General features: G+C 47.6%; 20 protein-coding genes and 1 riboswitch. Of the genes, 11 read left to right on the top strand and 9 right to left on the bottom strand.

Going from position 1 to position 17,495, the window contains the following annotated elements; translation table 11 throughout:
- Positions 1–130: 130 nt before the first annotated feature.
- Positions 131–1,324, top strand: coding sequence for a cytochrome-c peroxidase (locus BS617_RS17560; protein WP_083610193.1), 1,194 nt, complete (start codon positions 131–133; stop codon positions 1,322–1,324).
- Between the two features lie 18 nt (positions 1,325–1,342).
- Here BS617_RS17560 and BS617_RS17555 read toward each other — a convergent pair whose 3' ends face one another.
- The 5 genes from BS617_RS17555 to BS617_RS17540 form a co-directional block, all read right to left on the bottom strand.
- Entirely contained in the window at positions 1,343–1,822 is a 480-nt protein-coding gene (locus tag BS617_RS17555) for a 6,7-dimethyl-8-ribityllumazine synthase (protein WP_075174303.1), read from the bottom strand.
- Positions 1,823–1,957: 135 nt separating this feature from the next.
- Positions 1,958–2,196, bottom strand: a riboswitch (FMN riboswitch).
- 67 nt (positions 2,197–2,263) lie between these two features.
- Positions 2,264–3,265, bottom strand: coding sequence for a gluconate operon transcriptional repressor GntR (gntR, locus tag BS617_RS17550; RefSeq protein ID WP_075174302.1), 1,002 nt, complete (start codon positions 3,263–3,265; stop codon positions 2,264–2,266).
- A 163-nt stretch (positions 3,266–3,428) separates the two neighbouring features.
- A complete protein-coding gene (locus BS617_RS18525; RefSeq protein ID WP_277252818.1) occupies positions 3,429–3,554 on the bottom strand; it encodes a hypothetical protein in 126 nt (41 codons plus the stop codon).
- 226 nt (positions 3,555–3,780) lie between these two features.
- Positions 3,781–6,255 carry an ABC transporter permease gene (locus BS617_RS17545; RefSeq protein WP_075174301.1) on the bottom strand — a complete coding sequence of 825 codons (2,475 nt, stop codon included), beginning with the start codon at positions 6,253–6,255 and terminating at the stop codon, positions 3,781–3,783.
- The gene (locus tag BS617_RS17540) at positions 6,252–6,977 is read right to left on the bottom strand and encodes an ABC transporter ATP-binding protein (RefSeq protein ID WP_075174300.1); all 726 of its coding nucleotides are present in this window, start codon (positions 6,975–6,977) and stop codon (positions 6,252–6,254) included. The genes BS617_RS17545 and BS617_RS17540 overlap by 4 nt, the downstream gene beginning before the upstream one ends.
- On the opposite strand from BS617_RS17540, the gene BS617_RS17535 reads away from it, so the two are divergent.
- The 4 genes from BS617_RS17535 to BS617_RS17520 all read left to right on the top strand — a co-directional run bounded on the left by BS617_RS17535 (position 6,976) and on the right by BS617_RS17520 (position 10,257).
- Complete coding sequence (locus BS617_RS17535) at positions 6,976–7,599, top strand: arylesterase (protein ID WP_075174299.1); 624 nt, start codon at positions 6,976–6,978, stop codon at positions 7,597–7,599. The genes BS617_RS17540 and BS617_RS17535 overlap by 2 nt on opposite strands.
- Positions 7,600–7,603: 4 nt before the next feature.
- Positions 7,604–8,212, top strand: coding sequence for a DUF2799 domain-containing protein (locus BS617_RS17530; RefSeq protein ID WP_075174298.1), 609 nt, complete (start codon positions 7,604–7,606; stop codon positions 8,210–8,212).
- A gap of 58 nt (positions 8,213–8,270) precedes the next feature.
- Positions 8,271–9,128: a fumarylacetoacetate hydrolase family protein gene (locus tag BS617_RS17525; RefSeq protein ID WP_075174297.1), complete on the top strand. Its 858-nt coding sequence runs from the start codon at positions 8,271–8,273 to the stop codon at positions 9,126–9,128.
- A gap of 112 nt (positions 9,129–9,240) precedes the next feature.
- Entirely contained in the window at positions 9,241–10,257 is a 1,017-nt protein-coding gene (locus BS617_RS17520) for an LLM class flavin-dependent oxidoreductase (RefSeq protein ID WP_075174296.1), read from the top strand.
- Between the two features lie 62 nt (positions 10,258–10,319).
- On the opposite strand, the gene BS617_RS17515 is transcribed toward BS617_RS17520, so the two are convergent.
- The 3 genes from BS617_RS17515 to BS617_RS17505 all read right to left on the bottom strand — a co-directional run bounded on the left by BS617_RS17515 (position 10,320) and on the right by BS617_RS17505 (position 11,841).
- Entirely contained in the window at positions 10,320–10,763 is a 444-nt protein-coding gene (locus BS617_RS17515) for a hypothetical protein (RefSeq protein WP_075174295.1), read from the bottom strand.
- 14 nt (positions 10,764–10,777) lie between these two features.
- The gene (locus BS617_RS17510) at positions 10,778–11,194 is read right to left on the bottom strand and encodes a hypothetical protein (RefSeq protein ID WP_075174294.1); all 417 of its coding nucleotides are present in this window, start codon (positions 11,192–11,194) and stop codon (positions 10,778–10,780) included.
- Between the two features lie 62 nt (positions 11,195–11,256).
- Positions 11,257–11,841, bottom strand: coding sequence for a superoxide dismutase (locus BS617_RS17505; protein WP_075174293.1), 585 nt, complete (start codon positions 11,839–11,841; stop codon positions 11,257–11,259).
- Positions 11,842–12,098: 257 nt separating this feature from the next.
- Between BS617_RS17505 and BS617_RS17500 the strand changes: the two genes are divergently transcribed.
- The 3 genes from BS617_RS17500 (at position 12,099) to BS617_RS17490 (ending at position 14,804) form a co-directional block, all read left to right on the top strand.
- Positions 12,099–12,383: a hypothetical protein gene (locus tag BS617_RS17500; protein WP_075174292.1), complete on the top strand. Its 285-nt coding sequence runs from the start codon at positions 12,099–12,101 to the stop codon at positions 12,381–12,383.
- A 255-nt stretch (positions 12,384–12,638) separates the two neighbouring features.
- Complete coding sequence (locus BS617_RS17495) at positions 12,639–14,048, top strand: phospholipase D-like domain-containing protein (RefSeq protein WP_075174291.1); 1,410 nt, start codon at positions 12,639–12,641, stop codon at positions 14,046–14,048.
- A gap of 9 nt (positions 14,049–14,057) precedes the next feature.
- Positions 14,058–14,804, top strand: a complete 747-nt coding sequence (locus BS617_RS17490; RefSeq protein ID WP_075174290.1) for an endonuclease/exonuclease/phosphatase family protein — start codon at positions 14,058–14,060, stop codon at positions 14,802–14,804.
- Between the two features lie 32 nt (positions 14,805–14,836).
- Here BS617_RS17490 and nudE read toward each other — a convergent pair whose 3' ends face one another.
- Positions 14,837–15,379, bottom strand: coding sequence for an ADP compounds hydrolase NudE (gene nudE, locus BS617_RS17485; RefSeq protein WP_075174289.1), 543 nt, complete (start codon positions 15,377–15,379; stop codon positions 14,837–14,839).
- 39 nt (positions 15,380–15,418) lie between these two features.
- Here nudE and yrfG point away from each other — a divergent pair, with 39 nt between their 5' ends.
- From yrfG to hslO, 3 genes are all read left to right on the top strand, one after another.
- A complete protein-coding gene (gene yrfG, locus BS617_RS17480; RefSeq protein WP_346424316.1) occupies positions 15,419–16,105 on the top strand; it encodes a GMP/IMP nucleotidase in 687 nt (228 codons plus the stop codon).
- A complete protein-coding gene (gene hslR / locus BS617_RS17475; protein ID WP_083610192.1) occupies positions 16,098–16,493 on the top strand; it encodes a ribosome-associated heat shock protein Hsp15 in 396 nt (131 codons plus the stop codon). Before yrfG ends, hslR begins: the two co-directional genes overlap by 8 nt.
- Positions 16,494–16,590: 97 nt before the next feature.
- Positions 16,591–17,466 (top strand): Hsp33 family molecular chaperone HslO, encoded by an 876-nt coding sequence (hslO, locus tag BS617_RS17470; protein ID WP_075174287.1) that lies wholly within the window; start codon positions 16,591–16,593, stop codon positions 17,464–17,466.
- Positions 17,467–17,495: the final 29 nt, after the last annotated feature.

Genomic DNA, 17,495 nt, shown 5'->3' with positions numbered 1-17,495 from the left:
TGTTTTTTCGGCGTATCCTTTGCCGCACGGTATTAAAGGCATAACAACCCATGTAGTTAGCCGGTTGTTTTATGGGAGTATTTGGCTAGGCCGATACCCATTAGGTATTAAGCAATCGTAGAGAGGTATCATGAAAAGCGTCATCAAGTCTTGGTTAGCCATCGTAACGTGCATGAGTGTTTGTATTGGCGGTCTGGTGTGGGCGGAGCAAGACGCGACACCGTCGTCTGAGTTAAAAGCTCAGTTGGGTCAGCAGTTATTTTTTGATCCTAATTTATCTTTCAATCGCACTATGTCGTGTGCTACCTGCCATGCCCCAGCGGACGGTTTTGTTGACCACCGTAGCCCTGATGTTGGTATGGCGGCTTCCCTAGGCGACGACGCAAAATCGTTTGGTGATCGTAATGCGCCGAGTGTTGGTTATGCGGCATTCGCACCCAAGTTCCACCGGCGCAAAGATGGTATATATGCGGGCGGGCAATTCTGGGACGGCCGCGCGTCAACGTTAGCTGAGCAAGCTGGTGGCCCCCCGTTAAACCCAATTGAAATGGGAATGCCAGATAAAACCAGTGTCGTTGAGCGTTTGTTAGAAAACAGTCATTACCAAAGTGCTTTTAAAGGTATTTATGGGGATGCTGTTTTTCAGGATCACGATACAGCATATGACGCTATGACGGATGCGATAGCCGAGTTTGAAAAGGGTGATTTTTTCTCGCCATTTGATTCGAAATATGACCGTTATTTACGTGGCGAGTACACAATGACGCCACAAGAAGAGTTGGGCCGTACGCTTTTCTTCTCGCAACAATTCACTAACTGCAACTTATGCCACCAGCTGCGGACAACCCCCAACAGGGCCGATGAGACATTCACAAATTATCAATATCACAATATCGGAGTGCCAGAGAACACCCACTTGCGTCATAAAAACGGAGTGAAAGCCATTGATGAAGGCTTGCTAAATAATCCAGCGGTCGAACAAGATGTGGCAGCCCGCGGTAAGTATAAGACACCTTCCTTGCGCAATGTTGCGGTAACTGCTCCTTACATGCACAACGGAACGTTTAAAGATTTACGTACAGTCATTCTTTTTTATAACAAGTACAACAGCCGTAGTAAAAAACGTCAGATCAACCCCGAAACCGGAAAACCATGGCGAGCACCAGAGGTGAATGAAAACCTTTCGCTAACAGAGCTAGAAACAGGCCCCGCATTAGATGATAAACGTATTGATGCACTGGTGGCGTTTTTAGAAACGCTTACGGATAAGCGGTATGAGGCGCTGTTAGAAAAGCAGAAAAGTAAGAAAAAGGGCGCTCAATAGCGCCCTGAGTTAACACCGTTATATGGACGCTTTTAAACGAATAGCACCATCGGCAGCATTGGCCAGTTCCTGACCTTTCTGCACAAAGTGACGGCTAAAGTATTGCTTGTGCTCGTCATGCTCGTGGAAGTTATGCGGCGTGAGTACAGCGGTGAGCACGGGTACTTCGGTTTCTAGTTGCACTTGCATTAAACCGTTGCATACCGTCTGGGCAACAAAGTCATGGCGATAAATACCACCATCCACTACCAGTGCGCTGCAAGCAATGGCTGCGTAGCGACCTGTTTTGGCGAGTAGCTTGGCTTGTAGTGGTATCTCATAAGCGCCCGGTACGGCAATTAAGTCAAATTTATCCACATCATAGCCGCGCTCAGCCATTTCATTGCGGAAGCCTTCCCAGCAATTAAGGACGATGTCGGTATGCCATGAGGCATGTATAAAAGCGATGCGCTGATCGCGAATGTTAAGTGTATTTGAATTCGTTGAGCTCTGATTCATGGGTTTATCCTACTAAAAATCACTGAATCAGGGCGAACGGACAGGCAAGCCACGGGCGCTACGACGGCGTATGCCGGACGTAACAGCCCATAGGTTTCCCACCATCGCGCAATACGCCATGGAGGATAATGTCTGACACGCTCTCTATCATCCGGACTATAACCGTCGGCTCTGGAGTCTCACCAGATCTGCTGACCCTTTTTAACTCACTATATGGCTAACCGCATGATATGTACTGCCTACTCTGAGAGTAGATCACATCATATAGCGCATATGACAACAGAGCTAAAAAGGCGCTCGCGGGCTTAGCGTCTCAAGCAAGCTTGATCGGCTTTACCGCCGGTGGGGAATTTCACCCCGCCCCGAGAACGAAATCGGTGTAATACCGATTACAGAAATATATGACTTTATGGCGTGTGTGTAAAGACCGACGTCAAATGACTACAGACTTTCGCCGGGTTCGAGGGTGAAGGGCAGCGAAATGACCCTATCGACAATAGGTTGACCCGATAGCCGAGCTAACAGCTGCTCAGCGGCCATTTGCCCCATACGCTCGCGTGGTGTCACGACGGTAGCGAGTTTTGGAACAATGGCTGAGGAAATATCATGGCCATGAAAGCCCGCAATGCCGATTTGATTGGGAACGGATATGCCGCGGCGCTGACAGGCAAAGAGGGCGCCAATCGCTAGGTCATCATTTGTACAAAAGATACCATCCATATCCGGCTGGGTTGCTAACGCTTGATCCAGTAACTTGGCGCCGCGTGTAAACGAGGAGGCTTCCTCGGTTTGCAGGCTAAATGGAGCCAGCCCGTGCTTGCGCATTGCTTGTTCATAGCCGCGGATTTTAAAGCGAGTGCGGGCGTCCATTCGAGCGGCAAAGTAGATGATCTTGGTGCGGCCTCGCTCAATCATTAGCTCGGTCATAGCAAAAGCGGCGGCCTCGTTGTCAAAACCGATCGCTTGCTCAATGGCTGGTGATACAGAGTCCATGACCTCAATCACAGGAATCCCGGCTGTTTTGATCATTTTGCGAACGCGCTCAGTATGAAAACTGTCCGATAGAATAAGCCCGTCCACGTTGTAGGATAATAGGGCTGCTATGCGTGATTCTTCAGCATCCAAGCTATAACTATAATGCGCTAACATCGTTTGGTAACCCGCCGGATCTGTGACAGATTCTATTCCGCGAATAACCTCTGAGAAAACCTGGTTGGTGAGCGACGGCACCAAGACTCCAATGGCGTAGCTTTTGGACTTTGAAAGGATGTCAGGGCCGCGATTAGGTATGTAGCCTAAATTGTCCAAGGCCGCTTTAATTTTATCGTGCAGCTGCTCCGAGACAAGCTCGGGGTTTTTAAGAAAGCGGCTGATGGTCATTTTAGTGACCCCCACCTGTTCGGCTACATCCTGTAAAGTTGGTCTTCTTTTTTTAGTGGTCATGCCCGTGCCTGAGGTCCGATGTTACCTGTAACATTAGCACAGCTAGAAGAGGGCTAAAATAAAAAAATGGGTGGTCTAAAAGGGCGGGTAGTGTGAAGGCAGCCGCTATTCAGGTACATTCAAATGGAGAGCGAATGGCTGCGTAGCGGCTTATTAGAAATGCTTACCACTGAACTACTTTAGTAAATGCTATGCTCACAGGCATAGTTATCCACAAGAGTGCAGCAATGTTGATGATGATCCAGCCGTAGCCAGATGAATCACGAAAGTTTTCGTCGTCATGTGCCATTGAATGTCACCTATCTCTTTATTGCTTTTATAATACTAGTACCGCTAAACCAGCCGCCTAGTGTGGTTTGGGCTGCATATTAACAGCCAATGCCGGATTTTTATAGCAAGCTGGCGGAGATGGCCGAGGAATGCCATCAAACCGCGACCAAAGGATTAGGCTAGTCATCACGTCGCCTAATTCTTGCCTAAAGCCTTAGAGTAGCAGGCGTAACTATCTAGCCATGCTAATCATGGCTTTTTAATAGCTGATAACTGCGGGGCAGGCTTAAACCCCGTCGGATTAGGCTGCCGGTGAGTGCGAACAAAACGGTAGCTAGCAATGGTAGTGATATCCAAAGCCACGGGTGCCAAGCCGGTGGTAGATCCAATGGCCCCCAATAAATACCCAATAGTAACGCTTCGCTCATCACGGCGGCCACGATGCCACAACTAAAGCCCATCAGTATGTATTCCATGCGATCCAGCCATTGGGCTTGGTGCATAGACGCGCCTAACGTGCGTAATAAGGCGACTTCAAACCGACGTTTGGCTAGGTCTTGTTGCAGAGTCACCACCACCAGCAATAGGCCGCTTAGCACGGTGAGTAGCATGATAAACGAGGCGCTGTCGCTTAGTTTATTAATCAGGTCCTGAGCTTGGTTTAACAGTTGCTCCACATCGATTAACGTTAATGTGGGGAACGCTTTAACCAGCTGCGCTGAATACGGTTTTTGTTCCGGTGTTAGCCTAAAACTCGTGATGTAGGTTGCGGGTAAATCGTTGATAACTCCAGGAGAAAAGACCACATAAAAGTTAGGCTGAAATGACGTCCACTCGACACCGCGAACACTGGTAATAGTGCCGGTAAAGGTATCGCTGCCTACTTGAAAACCAAGCTCGTCTCCAAGCACTAAACCTAGCTCATCGGCCATCGATTTTTCGATAGATATGGCATTGTTATCGCTGCTCCATTCACCTGCTTCCAGTGTGTTGTGCGCTGGTATGCCGGTGCCCCATGTCAGATTAAGCTCTCGGTTGAGTGTGTTGTGATTCTGTTGTTCTGGTGTGAGGATTTCCTCCGGTAACACGCCGTTAATGGTCGTGACGCGACCACGTATCATTGGGTACAGGGTCGCGCTCACGTCATGCTCATTTAGCCAAGTATCAATTTGATCTCGTTCCCAAGGCTGAATATTAATAACGAAGTTGTTAGGCGTATCAGCGGGTAGCTGTTGTTCCCAGTCATTAAGCAGGTCTTGGCGGGCAAAAAATAGCACGGACATTAAGGTCAATAGCAAGGTTAAAACGCCACCTTGCAAACGATGCCAATGGCGTTGTTGTCGTATACGCAATGTAAGTAACGGGAAGAGCCTGATCCGATGTTTTAAGCGTTGGTTGAATTGTTGGATTAACCACTGGACGGCGTAGCCAGACAACCAGCCAATCAGCAGTAACCCTGCGGTCATTAACGCGGCTAAGATCAGCGATTCAACAAATAAGGACATTAATCCAAATAATAGTAATGGCGTGACTAACTGTACCCATTTAGGCGTATGGGTGTTGTTCGCGCTGTCTTGGCGAAGCAGAGTCATTACCGATATTTGGCTGAGGGGGAGTAAGGTTGGCAAACCGAGTACCAGTAATATGGCGGCCGCCAATAAGGGGCTGCTGAGTAACATGAGCATGCTCAAGCTAGGTAGTGGCTGCGGTAGAAGGCCACTGAGCAAGTTCATCACACCATAATGCAAACCCAAACCTAGCAGCATCCCAGGAATAGCCGCAATTAGCCATCCACTAAAGAGCTGCAAACCAAACAGTTGCATGAGCTGTTGACGAGAGAGCCCCAAGCTCAAGAGAAGGGCGGTTCTGTGTTGCTGGTCAGCACTAAAACGACGCAAGCTTAAGAAAATAGAAAAGCCGCCTAATAACAGCGCGAATAAGGCACTAAGCTTGAGGTACTGGCCAGCGTTACCAATGGCATTGCGGCTAACCGGCTGGTCTCCTTGGGCGGTAAAGGCTCGTTGCCATGTTTTAAGGGTGGGCTTGAGTGCCGCGTCCAAATTAGCAACCGCTTCAGTATCACCGGCTAATAACAGGCGGTAACGCACTCGGCTGCCAGGTGAGATAACCTGAGTGGCGGCTAAGTCCTCACTGCGCATAATTACCTGCGGATTAAAGCTACGAAATCCGCTGCCTCGGTCGGGACTGCTCATGATGAGCCGATCAATCACCAGCGGAGCATAGCCGATGTTAATCGTATCGCCCACGTTAACGCCCAGTCGGTCTAAAACAGATTGCTCAACCCAAACATTCCCTGGGGAAGGTAGTCTTTCATTCGCTGTGGCGGATGAGGGCAAGGGTGGTTGGGTGACTATTTCTCCGCGCATGGGGTACGGCGGTGATACGGCTCTGATCGAGCTGAGTAAAATAGCGTCGCCAGCTTCGACTACCGTAGAAAACTGGGTGACTTCAGTAGAGGCAAGTCCACTGTCAGCGACTGTTTTGCGCAATTCATCGTCCAGTGGACGGCTGCTACTAATGATCATATCCGCGCCAAGGACTTCGGCACTGCGTAAAACCAAGCTATTTTGCAGTCGGTCTCCCGTTAAACTCAAAAGGGTAATCAAGCTTGTCATTAGAAAAAGAGACACTAATAACGCACGCCAGTCGGAGCGCCGCCATTGAGCTTTAGACTGTTTATATGCAAGGCGAGCAATCATAGTGGCGAGGCCTCCGCCAACAGATCCGGTTGGGCTCGGCTAACATCAACCAGTTGACCATTCGAGAGTCGGAATTGCCGATCGCAACGCGAAGCTAAATGATCGTCATGTGTAATCAGTACCAGCGTAGTGGACTTTCTTGCGTTTAAGTCGAACAGTTGTTGGATAATCTTCTCGCCGGTTTCGGCGTCTAGATTTCCCGTTGGCTCGTCGGCAAATAAGATAGTGGGCGATGTGACAAAGGCGCGAGCTATCGCCACACGTTGCTGTTCACCACCGGAGAGCTGTGCCGGATAATGATCATGTCGGTGGCTTAAACCAACCTGATCCAATAAGCTCATGGCTTTGTTGCTCGCTAGTTTATCGCCTCGGATATCTAAAGGAAGTTGCACGTTCTCAGTGGCATTGAGTTCTGGGAGCAAATGAAATGATTGGAAAATAAAGCCCAAGTGCTGAGCTCGCCATGCGGCCCGTTCGCTATCTTCTAATGTACTTAGGTCAACGCCTGATAACTGAACATTTCCGCTGGTTGGTGTGTCCAAACCCGCGAGTAAACTTAATAATGTCGACTTGCCCGCACCGGATTGGCCAATAATAGCAATGCTTTCACCTTGCTGTACTTGCAGTGATAAGTTGTTAAAGAGAGTTAGCTCTCCCGCTTGAGTCTTGAAGGTTTTTGCGAGATGGTTGGCGTTAATAGCAATAGGAGCAGTCTCTGGCATGTCGTATTTCCGTCTCGTTATGTTGTCTTTAGCGCTCATTCCCATGTTGGCATGGAATAATGCATCGGCTCAAACACTCTTGGTATTAGGTGATAGCTTATCGGCCGCTTACCGCTTAAAACCGGAAGAGGGCTGGGTTGCCTTGCTTCAAAATCGTTTAGTTGAGCAAGGGTCTGATATTAAAGTCGTTAACGCGAGCATTAGTGGCGAAACCACCCAAGGAGGACTAACCCGTCTACCCGAATTACTTAATAGACATCAGCCCAATTGGATAGTTCTTGAGCTGGGCGCAAATGACGGATTACGTGCCACGCCCATTCCCCGTATAGAACAAAATTTACGTGCGCTTATCGACCAGTCCCAAGAGGCGGGTGCGGAGCCAATTATTGTAGGGATCCAGCTGCCGCCTAATTACGGCCCACGTTACACGCGTCGCTTCTTTGGGCTTTATGAAAGTTTAGCTCAAGAGTATAAGTTAGCTCGCGTCCCTTTTTTACTAGAAGATGTCGCATTAAAACCTGAGCTGATGCAAAGCGATGGTTTACACCCGACAGCCGAAGCACAACCGATTGTGTTAGAGCAGGTATGGCCTACATTGTCTTCTGTGATGCTGGCGGATTAAGACGATGAATATATGGCGTTGCTTGCAGCTCATTATGATGGTTAGTGTGTTAAGTGCATGCAGCGCCATGAGTGATAAAGAATGTCTGCAAGCCGACTGGTCTACTGTTGGTCAGCTCGATGCAGAGCAAGGGCGTGTATCAGCGACCCGTCTTGAAAAGTACTATCGCTCTTGTGCGGATGTGAGCGTTGTGCCAGATAAAACGCAATATGAGCAAGGCTATCAACAAGGCTTGCAGCAATTCTGTACGCAATCGAAGGGCTACTATTTTGGATTACATGGCGGCCAGTACAAAGGAACATGCCATACTCCTGCCACTGACGAAGCCAGCTTTATGAGCGGCTACCAGCCAGCAACAGAGCGTTATAAGCTGGAACGGCGAGTGGATGAGCTAGAGCGACTCATAGCAAAAGAACAAACGCGCTTTTTACATCGGCGACCCTTGCGCGTTAATAGCGCAGAGCATGCTGCGCGCGATGCACTACAAACACACGAGCATTACCAAGCATTGTTTTGGCTTAGAATGGAGCGGCAAGATGTTCTGCAAGCATTGCGTCAGTGGGAAACCACGCATCAAACATTAATGGATGCCGTTCATGGCCAGCCGCAATAAGCTGGGTGCCCTGCTCTGCTAGAGCGCCCAGCTCGATTTATCTCTTTAAGGATATCACATGAAACTGACTTCTTTTTCTATCGATGGCCGCGCGACTTTTGGTGCCGTGGTCGATCAAAATGTTTATGATCTAGGTGGCGTAGATCCAGAAATTAATGACCTTCGGCAGTTTCTAGCCGATCCATTTGACGTGCCGGATGTGCTAACTAGTGTCCCTAGTTATCCATTAGCCGCCGTTGATTTATTGCCCGTGATCCCCAACCCCGAGAAAATTTTGTGTGTGGGTCTCAATTACGAAAGTCATCGGTTAGAAACAGGTATGCCAGAAATGGAGCACCCGGTGCTCTTTACTCGCTTCAGTTCAACGCAGGTCGCTTCAGGCCAGCCGATCATCCGCCCAACTGTTTCTGAAAAGCTTGATTTTGAAGGCGAGCTGGCCGTTATTATTGGCAAGGGCGGTCGCCATATTGCGGAAAAGGACGCGTTTGATCATGTCGCAGGTTATAGCTGTTATAACGATGCGAGTATTCGAGATTGGCAGATGCATACGCGCCAATTTACGGCTGGTAAAAATTTCGATAATACCGGTGCTTTTGGGCCGTGGATGGTCACTCGCGACGAGATCAATGATGCGGATTTGCCCAACCAAACTGTTACAACGCGCTTAAATGGGGAGCAAGTACAACATTCTGCGTTCTCTGATTTCATTTTTGATATACCCGCGCTTATCTCGTATATCTCCACTTTTTGTACCTTAGTACCTGGAGATGTCATTGTAACTGGTACGCCCGGTGGTGTTGGCGTTGTGCGTAAACCGCGCTTATACATGAAGCCCGGCGATATTGTCGAGGTGGAGATCAGTGGTGTGGGCCTACTGCGTAACCCCATCGCGCAAGAACCCAGTACTGATAAATAAGATGATTAGTCGCCCGAGGCTGCAACACTGCGTTGCAGCCTACGAGCATTTAAACCGCTTCTGATCGCCACCATACTAAGCCTACATACTTAAAGATTAGGCTGAACTTATCATGGCTGATGCAACGCATCCCCCTAAAACAGTATCTAACACACCGCTCTCTGTTTTGGATCTAGCACCCATTCTTGAAGGGCAAGTAGCGGCTGACTCCTTCAACAACAGCTTAGCGCTAGCACAACATGTGGATAACTTAGGCTACACACGCTATTGGGTAGCCGAGCACCACAACATGCCGGGTATCGCCAGCTCCGCGACGTCCATTTTGATTAGCCATTTAGCGGCAGGAACGCAAAATATCCGTGTAGGCGCAGGCGGTATCATGTTGCCTAACCATGCGCCGCTAGTCATCGCTGAACAATTTGGCACGTTAGAGTCACTTTACCCCGGTCGGATTGATCTTGGCTTAGGTCGTGCACCCGGTAGCGATGGTAAAACAATGCGTGCACTGCGCCGCCAAACAGGCTCCAACGGCGATGATTTTCCTGAGCGTTTAGAAGAGCTGCAACGTTATTTCTTTAACGAGAGCGACGTAACCGCTGTACCAGGAGCCGGTCTGGATATTCCCATTTGGTTGCTAGGCTCCAGTGGTTTTAGCGCGCAACTGGCCGGACAGCTCGGTTTGCCGTATGCCTTTGCTGGGCAGTTTGCTCCGGGTTACATGATGCAAGCTCTGGGCATTTATCGATCAGCGTTTACTCCATCTGCGTATCTGGAAAAACCACATGCCATGGTGGGGATGAATGTCGTTATTGCGGAGACCGATGCAGAAGCCAAGCGACTCTTTACCAGCCAGCAGCAACATGTGTTGCGCTTATTTAGGAATGACCTGGGTAAAATGCAACCTCCGGTCGACTCGATGGACCACCTTTGGCTACCGCACGAAAAGCACTCGGTACATGACTTTTTAGGCGCGTCAGTTGTCGGCTCACCAGAAACCGCAAAGCAGCAGTTAGATGAGTTTATTAATAAAACGCAAGCAGACGAATTGATCGTGAATACGGCAGTATATGATCAAACAGCGCGGCAGAAATCTTACGAATTGTTGGCTGAATTGGCAGGGTTAGTTTAGTAAGCCAATAAGAGTTTCTTTATGGGTAAAGAAACTCTTACATAAAAAGGCTGCCAGTAGCACTAACGTAATTGAATTAACGTTTTGGGCGTTACGCTAATGACATGTTGTTCAACCCGTTGCTCCGTCGGCGGAGTTGCTGAGTCACTGTAAGACTTCATTGTGTATTGAAGTTTTACAGTATCAACAGCGTCTTCATTGAGCCAAGCAATATCCGAAATATAACCCGTACCTAGTGAGTAGGTATTTACTTCGGGATGCTCGTCAAAAGTTGAAACGCTTAGCGTATAAACATAATTACATGCCTGCTCTGTTTCAATGCCACAACTGTGATCATGCGACGGTACTTTATAGAGCCTTAGCATGAGGTTTTTCTCAACGGCTGTGTCTAAGCTGTTTAGTTCAGTAAACTCGCCGTAAGCCAATGTCTCTTTTACATAAGGGACGTCTTGAATGGCTGAGCAGCCTGTCAGCAGCAAAAGTAAAGTGAGTCCTATCGTTTTCATGGGTAGTTTAGCCCTTAGTTGACAGATAGATGGATGTGATCGTTATGGCCGCTTACTGGAAAGCTACTACCAAGCTTGTGTTTTAATGATGGACCAAAGTTTTCTCGGCGATGTTGGTAGTTTTCAAAGTTAGCTTGTAAAGCATCAACTACGGCTTTTACATCGTCATCTGAGTTGTAATAAAGGACGATTTTTTTCCCGTTTACTCTCGAAATATCGATCGCTTTACCTTGCCCTTGAACATGGCGACTAGGGAGTGAGTGCTGGTCGTTTGCAGAAGATACGTACAAAGATGTTAACGAATGATCCTCGACTAGCTCGCTGGTGATAATTTCATTCAGGGCATCGACAATACGCTGATCGACTGAATTGTTAGCTTGCGCTGAGAAGTTAATAGTTACGTCGTTAACGGTGTTTGGTATGGAGGGCATTGTCCTATCCTTTTGACATGACGAAAAAAAAGCACCCAAGCTAGGGTGCTTTGTGATGTGTATTAAACCGCGAAGCTTTCGTTGATGAAGTCCCAGTTTACTAATGACCAGAAGCCGCCTAAGTAGTTAGGGCGAACGTTACGGTAATCGATGTAGTAAGCGTGCTCCCACAAGTCGCAAGTCATAACAGGGCGTTGGCCGCTTGTCATTGGGTTGCCTGCGTTGCTTGTGTTAACGATTTCTAAAGAGAAGTCGTCATTTTTAACTAACCACGTCCAGCTAGAGCCGAAGTTGTTAACAGCTTTATCGTTAAATTCTTTTTGGAACTCTTCGAAAGAACCCCATTTAGATTTGATAGCGTCTGCGATAGCGCCTGTTGGCTCACCGCCACCGTTTGGAGATAGGCAGTTCCAATAGAACGTGTGGTTCCATACTTGCGCTGCGTTGTTGAATACGCCGCCAGCGGGTGCAGACTTGATGATATCTTCCAGAGATTTGCCTTCGTACTCTGAACCCGGTACTAGACCGTTTAGTTTATCAACATAAGTTTTGTGGTGTTTACCGTAATGGAATTCCAACGTTTCTTTAGAAATGTGTGGTTCCAATGCGTCCATTGCGTAAGGCAGTTGTGGTAATTCAAAGCTCATTTTTGTTCACCTTCTTGTCTACACGTTTAGTGCCATTATGTATTGGGTGGTAACCCAACTTTTTTAGTTCCCCGATGATAGCACCCTTGAAACTGCTTTTCATGACACAAATTGTGTGTGATTAATGGATCTTATGCTGTGCGACTAAAGTGGCCTGTTATTTCGTCACTTCGCTCATACAATGAGTCTGCAAATTGCCTTAATTAGTTCCGCGCTTTGGTGAGTCATCAATAGTGCCTTGCATAAGAAGAATAAGAATGAGCAAAATTCTCGTCTGGATCGCGGTCGTCATGTTGGCGATTTATGTGGTGAAGTCACAGTACTTAACTTCTAAAACTTACCAGCCCTTTATTGATGGGTGCATGGCGTCTGGATCGGCATCTGCACAACAGTGCGAGTGCCTATCCAAGTACATGCACAAGCGTTACAGTGATATCGAAATGCAATCGATTATGGATAACGCAATTTCAGATACGTTGATGCAAAAACAGGTTGCTCGCGATGTCCGCTTAGGGTCTGCGTCGTGTGCCGCTGAGTCCTAATATAACGTTTATCATAAAGCAGACGCAGCCATGGTTGTGCTCTGCTGTCTATTCGTACCATTGCCCTCAAAGAATTATTGTTTCTTCTGGGTTTTCTCAAGGAAAGCGTTAAGCGCGATAACAGGTAGTTCCCATCAAAGCTCATCTCAGCGTCTGCGTTTTTTACTGTAGAGTGGATGCATTGCGCTTGTCTAAGTTTGTGAATAAGGTGTGCGATGCGCAACACAAGCTGTGGGAGTGCTAGATAGAGGGCCTATGTTGGAAGAATTGACATCGTTTTATTTGTATCACCTTATATTGATCACAGGTGAGTTACTGATCTTTATAACCGTGTTTCATATGATTTATCAGCGCCGTAGCCCTGTAAACATGATTTCTTGGCTACTGTTAATGTTGCTGATGCCATATGTTGCGGTATTTTTATATTTCATATTTGGCAGTCGTAAGCGAAAGCCAAAATATAAAAAAGAGAACTATAGTTTACAGGCACTGGCGGATAACAATACCGAAAAGAGCCTGCTTAACGGTCTGCTGGTGGGGCAAGGGCATGACTTACCTAGACAGCAATTCGATTTGTTTACGGATGCCACGCAGGCAAACTCGGCATTATTAGAGTCTATCAGCCAGGCTGAGCATACAATCTGCATGAGCACATATGTCTTTAAATTTGATGCAGTAACGCATGAGGTGATTAATCGCCTCGCTGAGCGTGCCAAAGCCGGCGTTGAGGTGCGGTTGCTAATTGATTCGTTAGGTTCGCTTGGTGCTTATTTTATGCAGCATCGATTTAAAGCCTTGCGCGAAGCGGGTGCCCAAGTTGCGTTTTTTATGCCGGTATTAAAAATGCCGTTTCGAAATTACATTAATCTGCGAAACCACCGTAAGATTTTTTTATTCGATCATTGCCGTGTACTCAGTGGCGGAATGAATCTATCACGTGAGTATTTTGGCCCGCAGGCTGATCCCAAACGGTGGCAGGATGTGTTATTTCGGGTAGAAGGCGAATCGGTACGGGATTACTCTAAAATTTTTGCGTCTGATTGGCGCTACGCCACGCATGAAAAACTGACTTTGCCAGAGCGCGAGGCTATTAAAACCCTATGCATGCACAGCCATGCTGGCTCGCAGTGCGATACGCGCGTGCAAGTTGCACCATCTGGGCCGGATTTAAAAGGCGATGTGCTGTACGAATCCTTGCTCAATGCTATTTATTCAGCGGTGCAGCGCATTTGGATTGTTACACCTTATTTCGTGCCTGATGAGGCGCTCACGCGGGCGTTAATGATTGCTCATAACCGAGGCGTAGATGTCAAACTCATTACCCCCAAGAACTCGAATCATACGATAGCCGATTTGGCGCGCAGCTCTTTTATGCGCGAATTAGAAGAGCACGGAATCGCTATTCATTTATATAAAGGCACCATGTTGCACGCCAAAGCCGTGTTGTTTGATCAAGGCGCTATGCTGGGGAGCGTTAACTTAGATAATCGCAGTTTATTTCTGAACTATGAGGTAGCAACCTTTGTTGCTTCTGAGCGTGTGCTGGGCGAGATTGAAACCTGGATGCAAGGTTTGCTTGCTATGTCGGTGAGTGAACCGCGCTCTAAAAGTAGAGTCCGACGTGTAATGGAAAACTTTATGCGCATCTTAGCGCCGCAACTCTAGTGATTGCTGATGTTAAAGCCAAGACCGCCAACATCTGACCAATATACGCGACTGAGGCACCAAAATGACCTGTGCCCAACGCGGTTAACGTTACTGAGTTGGAATGTCGCTAAACTTAGTGGTAAACCGGTATTTCGCTCAGTGATAGGCGGCTTGCTGGAGCAAACGCCCATAAACCTAGTGTTACTGCAAGAGGCGCGGACATTTCAAAAAGAAGAGTTTGACCTGCATGGTTACTCGTGGTCGATGTCGCCTAATATCCAAACGCGTAAAGAGTTGTTTGGTGTTATGAGCGCGTTTAATGTGCGATGTGATCAAAGTACGCCGTTTATTTCTCAGCGCCAAGAGCTAATGTTAGCGACGCACAAAAGTGCACTGGTGACTCATCATCCAGTGGAAGGCGGGGGTGACCTGCTAGTGGTCAATGTTCATGCTATTAATTTTGTCTTTAACCAATACTTTTATGAAGAGATGGCCAGTATTAGCCAGTTGATTGCTCATCATAAAGGGCCGTTGATCATAGCGGGGGACTTTAATACATGGAACCTAAAGCGCATTAACCACTTGCGAGCACTCATGACACGTTTAGGGTTACGCGAAGTCGAGTTTACTGATAAACAGCATATAAAATGCTTTTTATCTCACCCGTTAGATTACGTATTTTATCGCGGTCTTCGGGTAGAGCAGGCCAGCGCCATTGACGTGGCCATCTCTGATCATAATCCGGTCTTAGCGACCTTATCCATTGATACTTAAACTTGGATTAGGAATGCCGCTAGGATTGCTGTCTACAACCCCAGCTTTTGTTTAACCATCAATAGTGCAGCAATAGAGCGGCCTTCTGAAAAATCCTCGCGATAAATCAAGGTATCTAAATCACGCAGAGGCCAGCGTATCACTTCTAAAGGTTCAGGCTCGTCGCCCTCTAATTTACACGGATATAAGTCTTGCGCTATCAGAGCTGTGATCTTATGGCCCATGTAATTCGGTGCGGTTGTCATTTCACGTAATATAGAAATGCTATTGGCGCCAAACCCTGCTTCTTCTTTTAGCTCACGGTTGGCTGCCGTTGGCGCATCTTCGCCAGGGTCTATCAACCCTTTAGGAAGCGTCAGTACGTAATCGTTAATACCGCCAGCATATTCGCGGATAAGAATGGCGTTGTCGTCATCATCGATGGCAACAATCATCACAGCACCATTACCTCGCGAGGCCAGACGCTCATACGTACGTTCAACACCATTGCTGAATCGTAACTCTAGCTCCTCAACCTGAAACAATCGGCTCTTTGCGGTGGGAGTTACCTTCAAAAGATCGGGCTTCACGGGCATACTGTTGTCACATCCTAATGATTAAGAAAGGGTAGCCTCTTGATTGTACCTGCTATGTTGGATTGGTCTAGTATTGATACAGTGCTGTTGGATATGGACGGCACATTACTCGACCTTCACTTTGACTCACATTTTTGGTTAGAACACCTGCCGTTACGCTATGCCGAGCTGCATCAATTGGATCCTGTTGAAGTACGTACTTGGCTCCATCAACGCATTATGCAAGAGCACGGGACGCTGAATTGGTATTGCTTGGACTATTGGTCTCAAGAGCTACAAGTCGATATTGTTGCACTCAAACGAGAAATAACGGACCGCATTAGCTTTCGGCCGCACGTTCAGGACTTTTTAGCCGCGGTGCAGAACGCGGGCATGCGCTCGGTCATTATTACCAATGCCCATCGAGGTAGTTTGGATCTTAAGTTAGAGCATACCGATCTGGGAGATCGAGTGGACCGGATCATTAGCTCACACGATTTTCAGCAGCCTAAAGAAAAGGCCGAATTTTGGGATTGCCTGCAGGATATCGAGCCGTTTGATCCGCAGCGTACGTTATTTATAGATGACAGTTTGCCCGTGCTACGTTCTGCGCAGCGCTACGGCATCCGCTATTTACTTTCCATCTTAAAGCCCGATAGCCAAGGTGAGGAAAAGCCAAATAACGAGTTTATGATCCTCGATGAGTTTAGTGAAATTATTCCTAAAGGAGTCAACCGCGATGTCTGATCAAGAAAAAATACGTTTGGATAAATGGCTCTGGGCCGCGCGCTTTTATAAAACGCGGGCGATAGCTAAACAGATGATTGAAGGTGGCAAAGTCCATTACGAAGGCCAGCGCGCTAAATGCAGCAAAGTGGTTGAAGTGGGGGCTACCTTGCAGGTTCGTCAAGGTATGGATGAACGCATCATCGTGATTAAAGCGTTATCGGGGCAGCGTCGCGGAGCGCCAGAAGCTCAGCTGTTATACGAAGAAACGGCTGACAGCATAGAGCGTCGAGAGAAGCGTGCTTTAGAGCGTAAAGCCATGGGTGGCGCTTCCTTGAATCCTGGCCACCGACCCGATAAACGCAGCCGTCGTCAGTTACTTGAAGTTAAAGAGCTTCAGCGCGGATGATTGCGAAACTCTGTGATAAAATGCGGCCGTCAATGATATCTAAAAAGCCGCTGGTTAGCCTAATAAGCGCAAACCGGTGTCAGCGAGAGAATAAGCCATGAGTAATCCTGATCAAATCCAACGTATTTTATTTGATAACCTCGACATTCGTGGCGTGGTGGTAGGTATAGAAGAGACTTACCAAGATATCTTAGCATTGCATGAGTATCCGATGGCTATTCGCCAAGCACTAGGTGAAATGCTAGCCGCTGTTTCCTTATTAAGTACGACTCTCAAATTTGAAGGCCGTCTTTTATTGCAAGCCCAAGGGAGTGGCCGGGTTCGCGCATTGATGGCCGAAATTAACCAGAATCGCGAATGCCGTGCCATTGCTCGTTATGAGGGTGAGGTGGATGATAGCGCTAATATTATTGATTTAATCGGCGATGCTGGACATTTAGTCATCACTGTAGAGCCAGAATCAGGACAGCGCTATCAGGGTATTGTACCGCTGGAAAAAGATACCTTGTCGGATTGCTTAACAGATTACTTTTTACAGTCTGAACAATTGCCTACACAAATTCACCTAGCGGCTGATGATCAACGCGCCGCCGGCTTTTTGCTGCAGGTGATGCCAGCCGTAGGAACAAAAGAGAATGACTGGGAGCATATTTCGCATATTGGGGCGACGCTCAAATCTGAAGAGCTGCTTGAGTTAGATAACGAAACGCTGCTGTACCGCCTATTCCATGAAGAAAACTGCCGTCTCTTTGATCCTGATCCTGTCGTATTTAAGTGTGACTGCTCACGTGAGCGTAGCGCCAATGCTTTACAGTTTATGACCCAAGAAGAGCTCTCAGAAATGATTGCCGAACAAGGAGTTATCGAGGTTGGCTGTCAGTTTTGTAATGCCCACTATCGTTTTGATGAAACGGACATTAAAGCCATGTTTAGCGATTCCGCACATGTGCCCAAATCAGATCAAGTTCACTAAATTAGGCTGAGAACAAGAGCATGCGGTGT

This window comes from Neptunomonas phycophila (assembly GCF_001922575.1).
GTDB classification, from domain to species: Bacteria; Pseudomonadota; Gammaproteobacteria; order Pseudomonadales; family Balneatricaceae; genus Neptunomonas; species Neptunomonas phycophila.
Note: the sequence above shows the minus strand (reverse complement) of the source record. Positions and strands in the feature narration are given on the sequence as shown.

Coding starts and splice junctions, on each gene's coding strand:
- BS617_RS17560 (WP_083610193.1), top strand. CDS start 131: ATGAAAAGCGTCATCAAGTCTTGGTTAGCCATCGTAACGTGCATGAGT.
- BS617_RS17555 (WP_075174303.1), bottom strand. CDS start 1,822: ATGAATCAGAGCTCAACGAATTCAAATACACTTAACATTCGCGATCAG.
- gntR (WP_075174302.1), bottom strand. CDS start 3,265: ATGACCACTAAAAAAAGAAGACCAACTTTACAGGATGTAGCCGAACAG.
- BS617_RS18525 (WP_277252818.1), bottom strand. CDS start 3,554: ATGGCACATGACGACGAAAACTTTCGTGATTCATCTGGCTACGGCTGG.
- BS617_RS17545 (WP_075174301.1), bottom strand. CDS start 6,255: ATGATTGCTCGCCTTGCATATAAACAGTCTAAAGCTCAATGGCGGCGC.
- BS617_RS17535 (WP_075174299.1), top strand. CDS start 6,976: ATGTCGTATTTCCGTCTCGTTATGTTGTCTTTAGCGCTCATTCCCATG.
- BS617_RS17540 (WP_075174300.1), bottom strand. CDS start 6,977: ATGCCAGAGACTGCTCCTATTGCTATTAACGCCAACCATCTCGCAAAA.
- BS617_RS17530 (WP_075174298.1), top strand. CDS start 7,604: ATGAATATATGGCGTTGCTTGCAGCTCATTATGATGGTTAGTGTGTTA.
- BS617_RS17525 (WP_075174297.1), top strand. CDS start 8,271: ATGAAACTGACTTCTTTTTCTATCGATGGCCGCGCGACTTTTGGTGCC.
- BS617_RS17520 (WP_075174296.1), top strand. CDS start 9,241: ATGGCTGATGCAACGCATCCCCCTAAAACAGTATCTAACACACCGCTC.
- BS617_RS17515 (WP_075174295.1), bottom strand. CDS start 10,763: ATGAAAACGATAGGACTCACTTTACTTTTGCTGCTGACAGGCTGCTCA.
- BS617_RS17510 (WP_075174294.1), bottom strand. CDS start 11,194: ATGCCCTCCATACCAAACACCGTTAACGACGTAACTATTAACTTCTCA.
- BS617_RS17505 (WP_075174293.1), bottom strand. CDS start 11,841: ATGAGCTTTGAATTACCACAACTGCCTTACGCAATGGACGCATTGGAA.
- BS617_RS17500 (WP_075174292.1), top strand. CDS start 12,099: ATGAGCAAAATTCTCGTCTGGATCGCGGTCGTCATGTTGGCGATTTAT.
- BS617_RS17495 (WP_075174291.1), top strand. CDS start 12,639: ATGTTGGAAGAATTGACATCGTTTTATTTGTATCACCTTATATTGATC.
- BS617_RS17490 (WP_075174290.1), top strand. CDS start 14,058: ATGTTAAAGCCAAGACCGCCAACATCTGACCAATATACGCGACTGAGG.
- nudE (WP_075174289.1), bottom strand. CDS start 15,379: ATGCCCGTGAAGCCCGATCTTTTGAAGGTAACTCCCACCGCAAAGAGC.
- hslR (WP_083610192.1), top strand. CDS start 16,098: ATGTCTGATCAAGAAAAAATACGTTTGGATAAATGGCTCTGGGCCGCG.
- hslO (WP_075174287.1), top strand. CDS start 16,591: ATGAGTAATCCTGATCAAATCCAACGTATTTTATTTGATAACCTCGAC.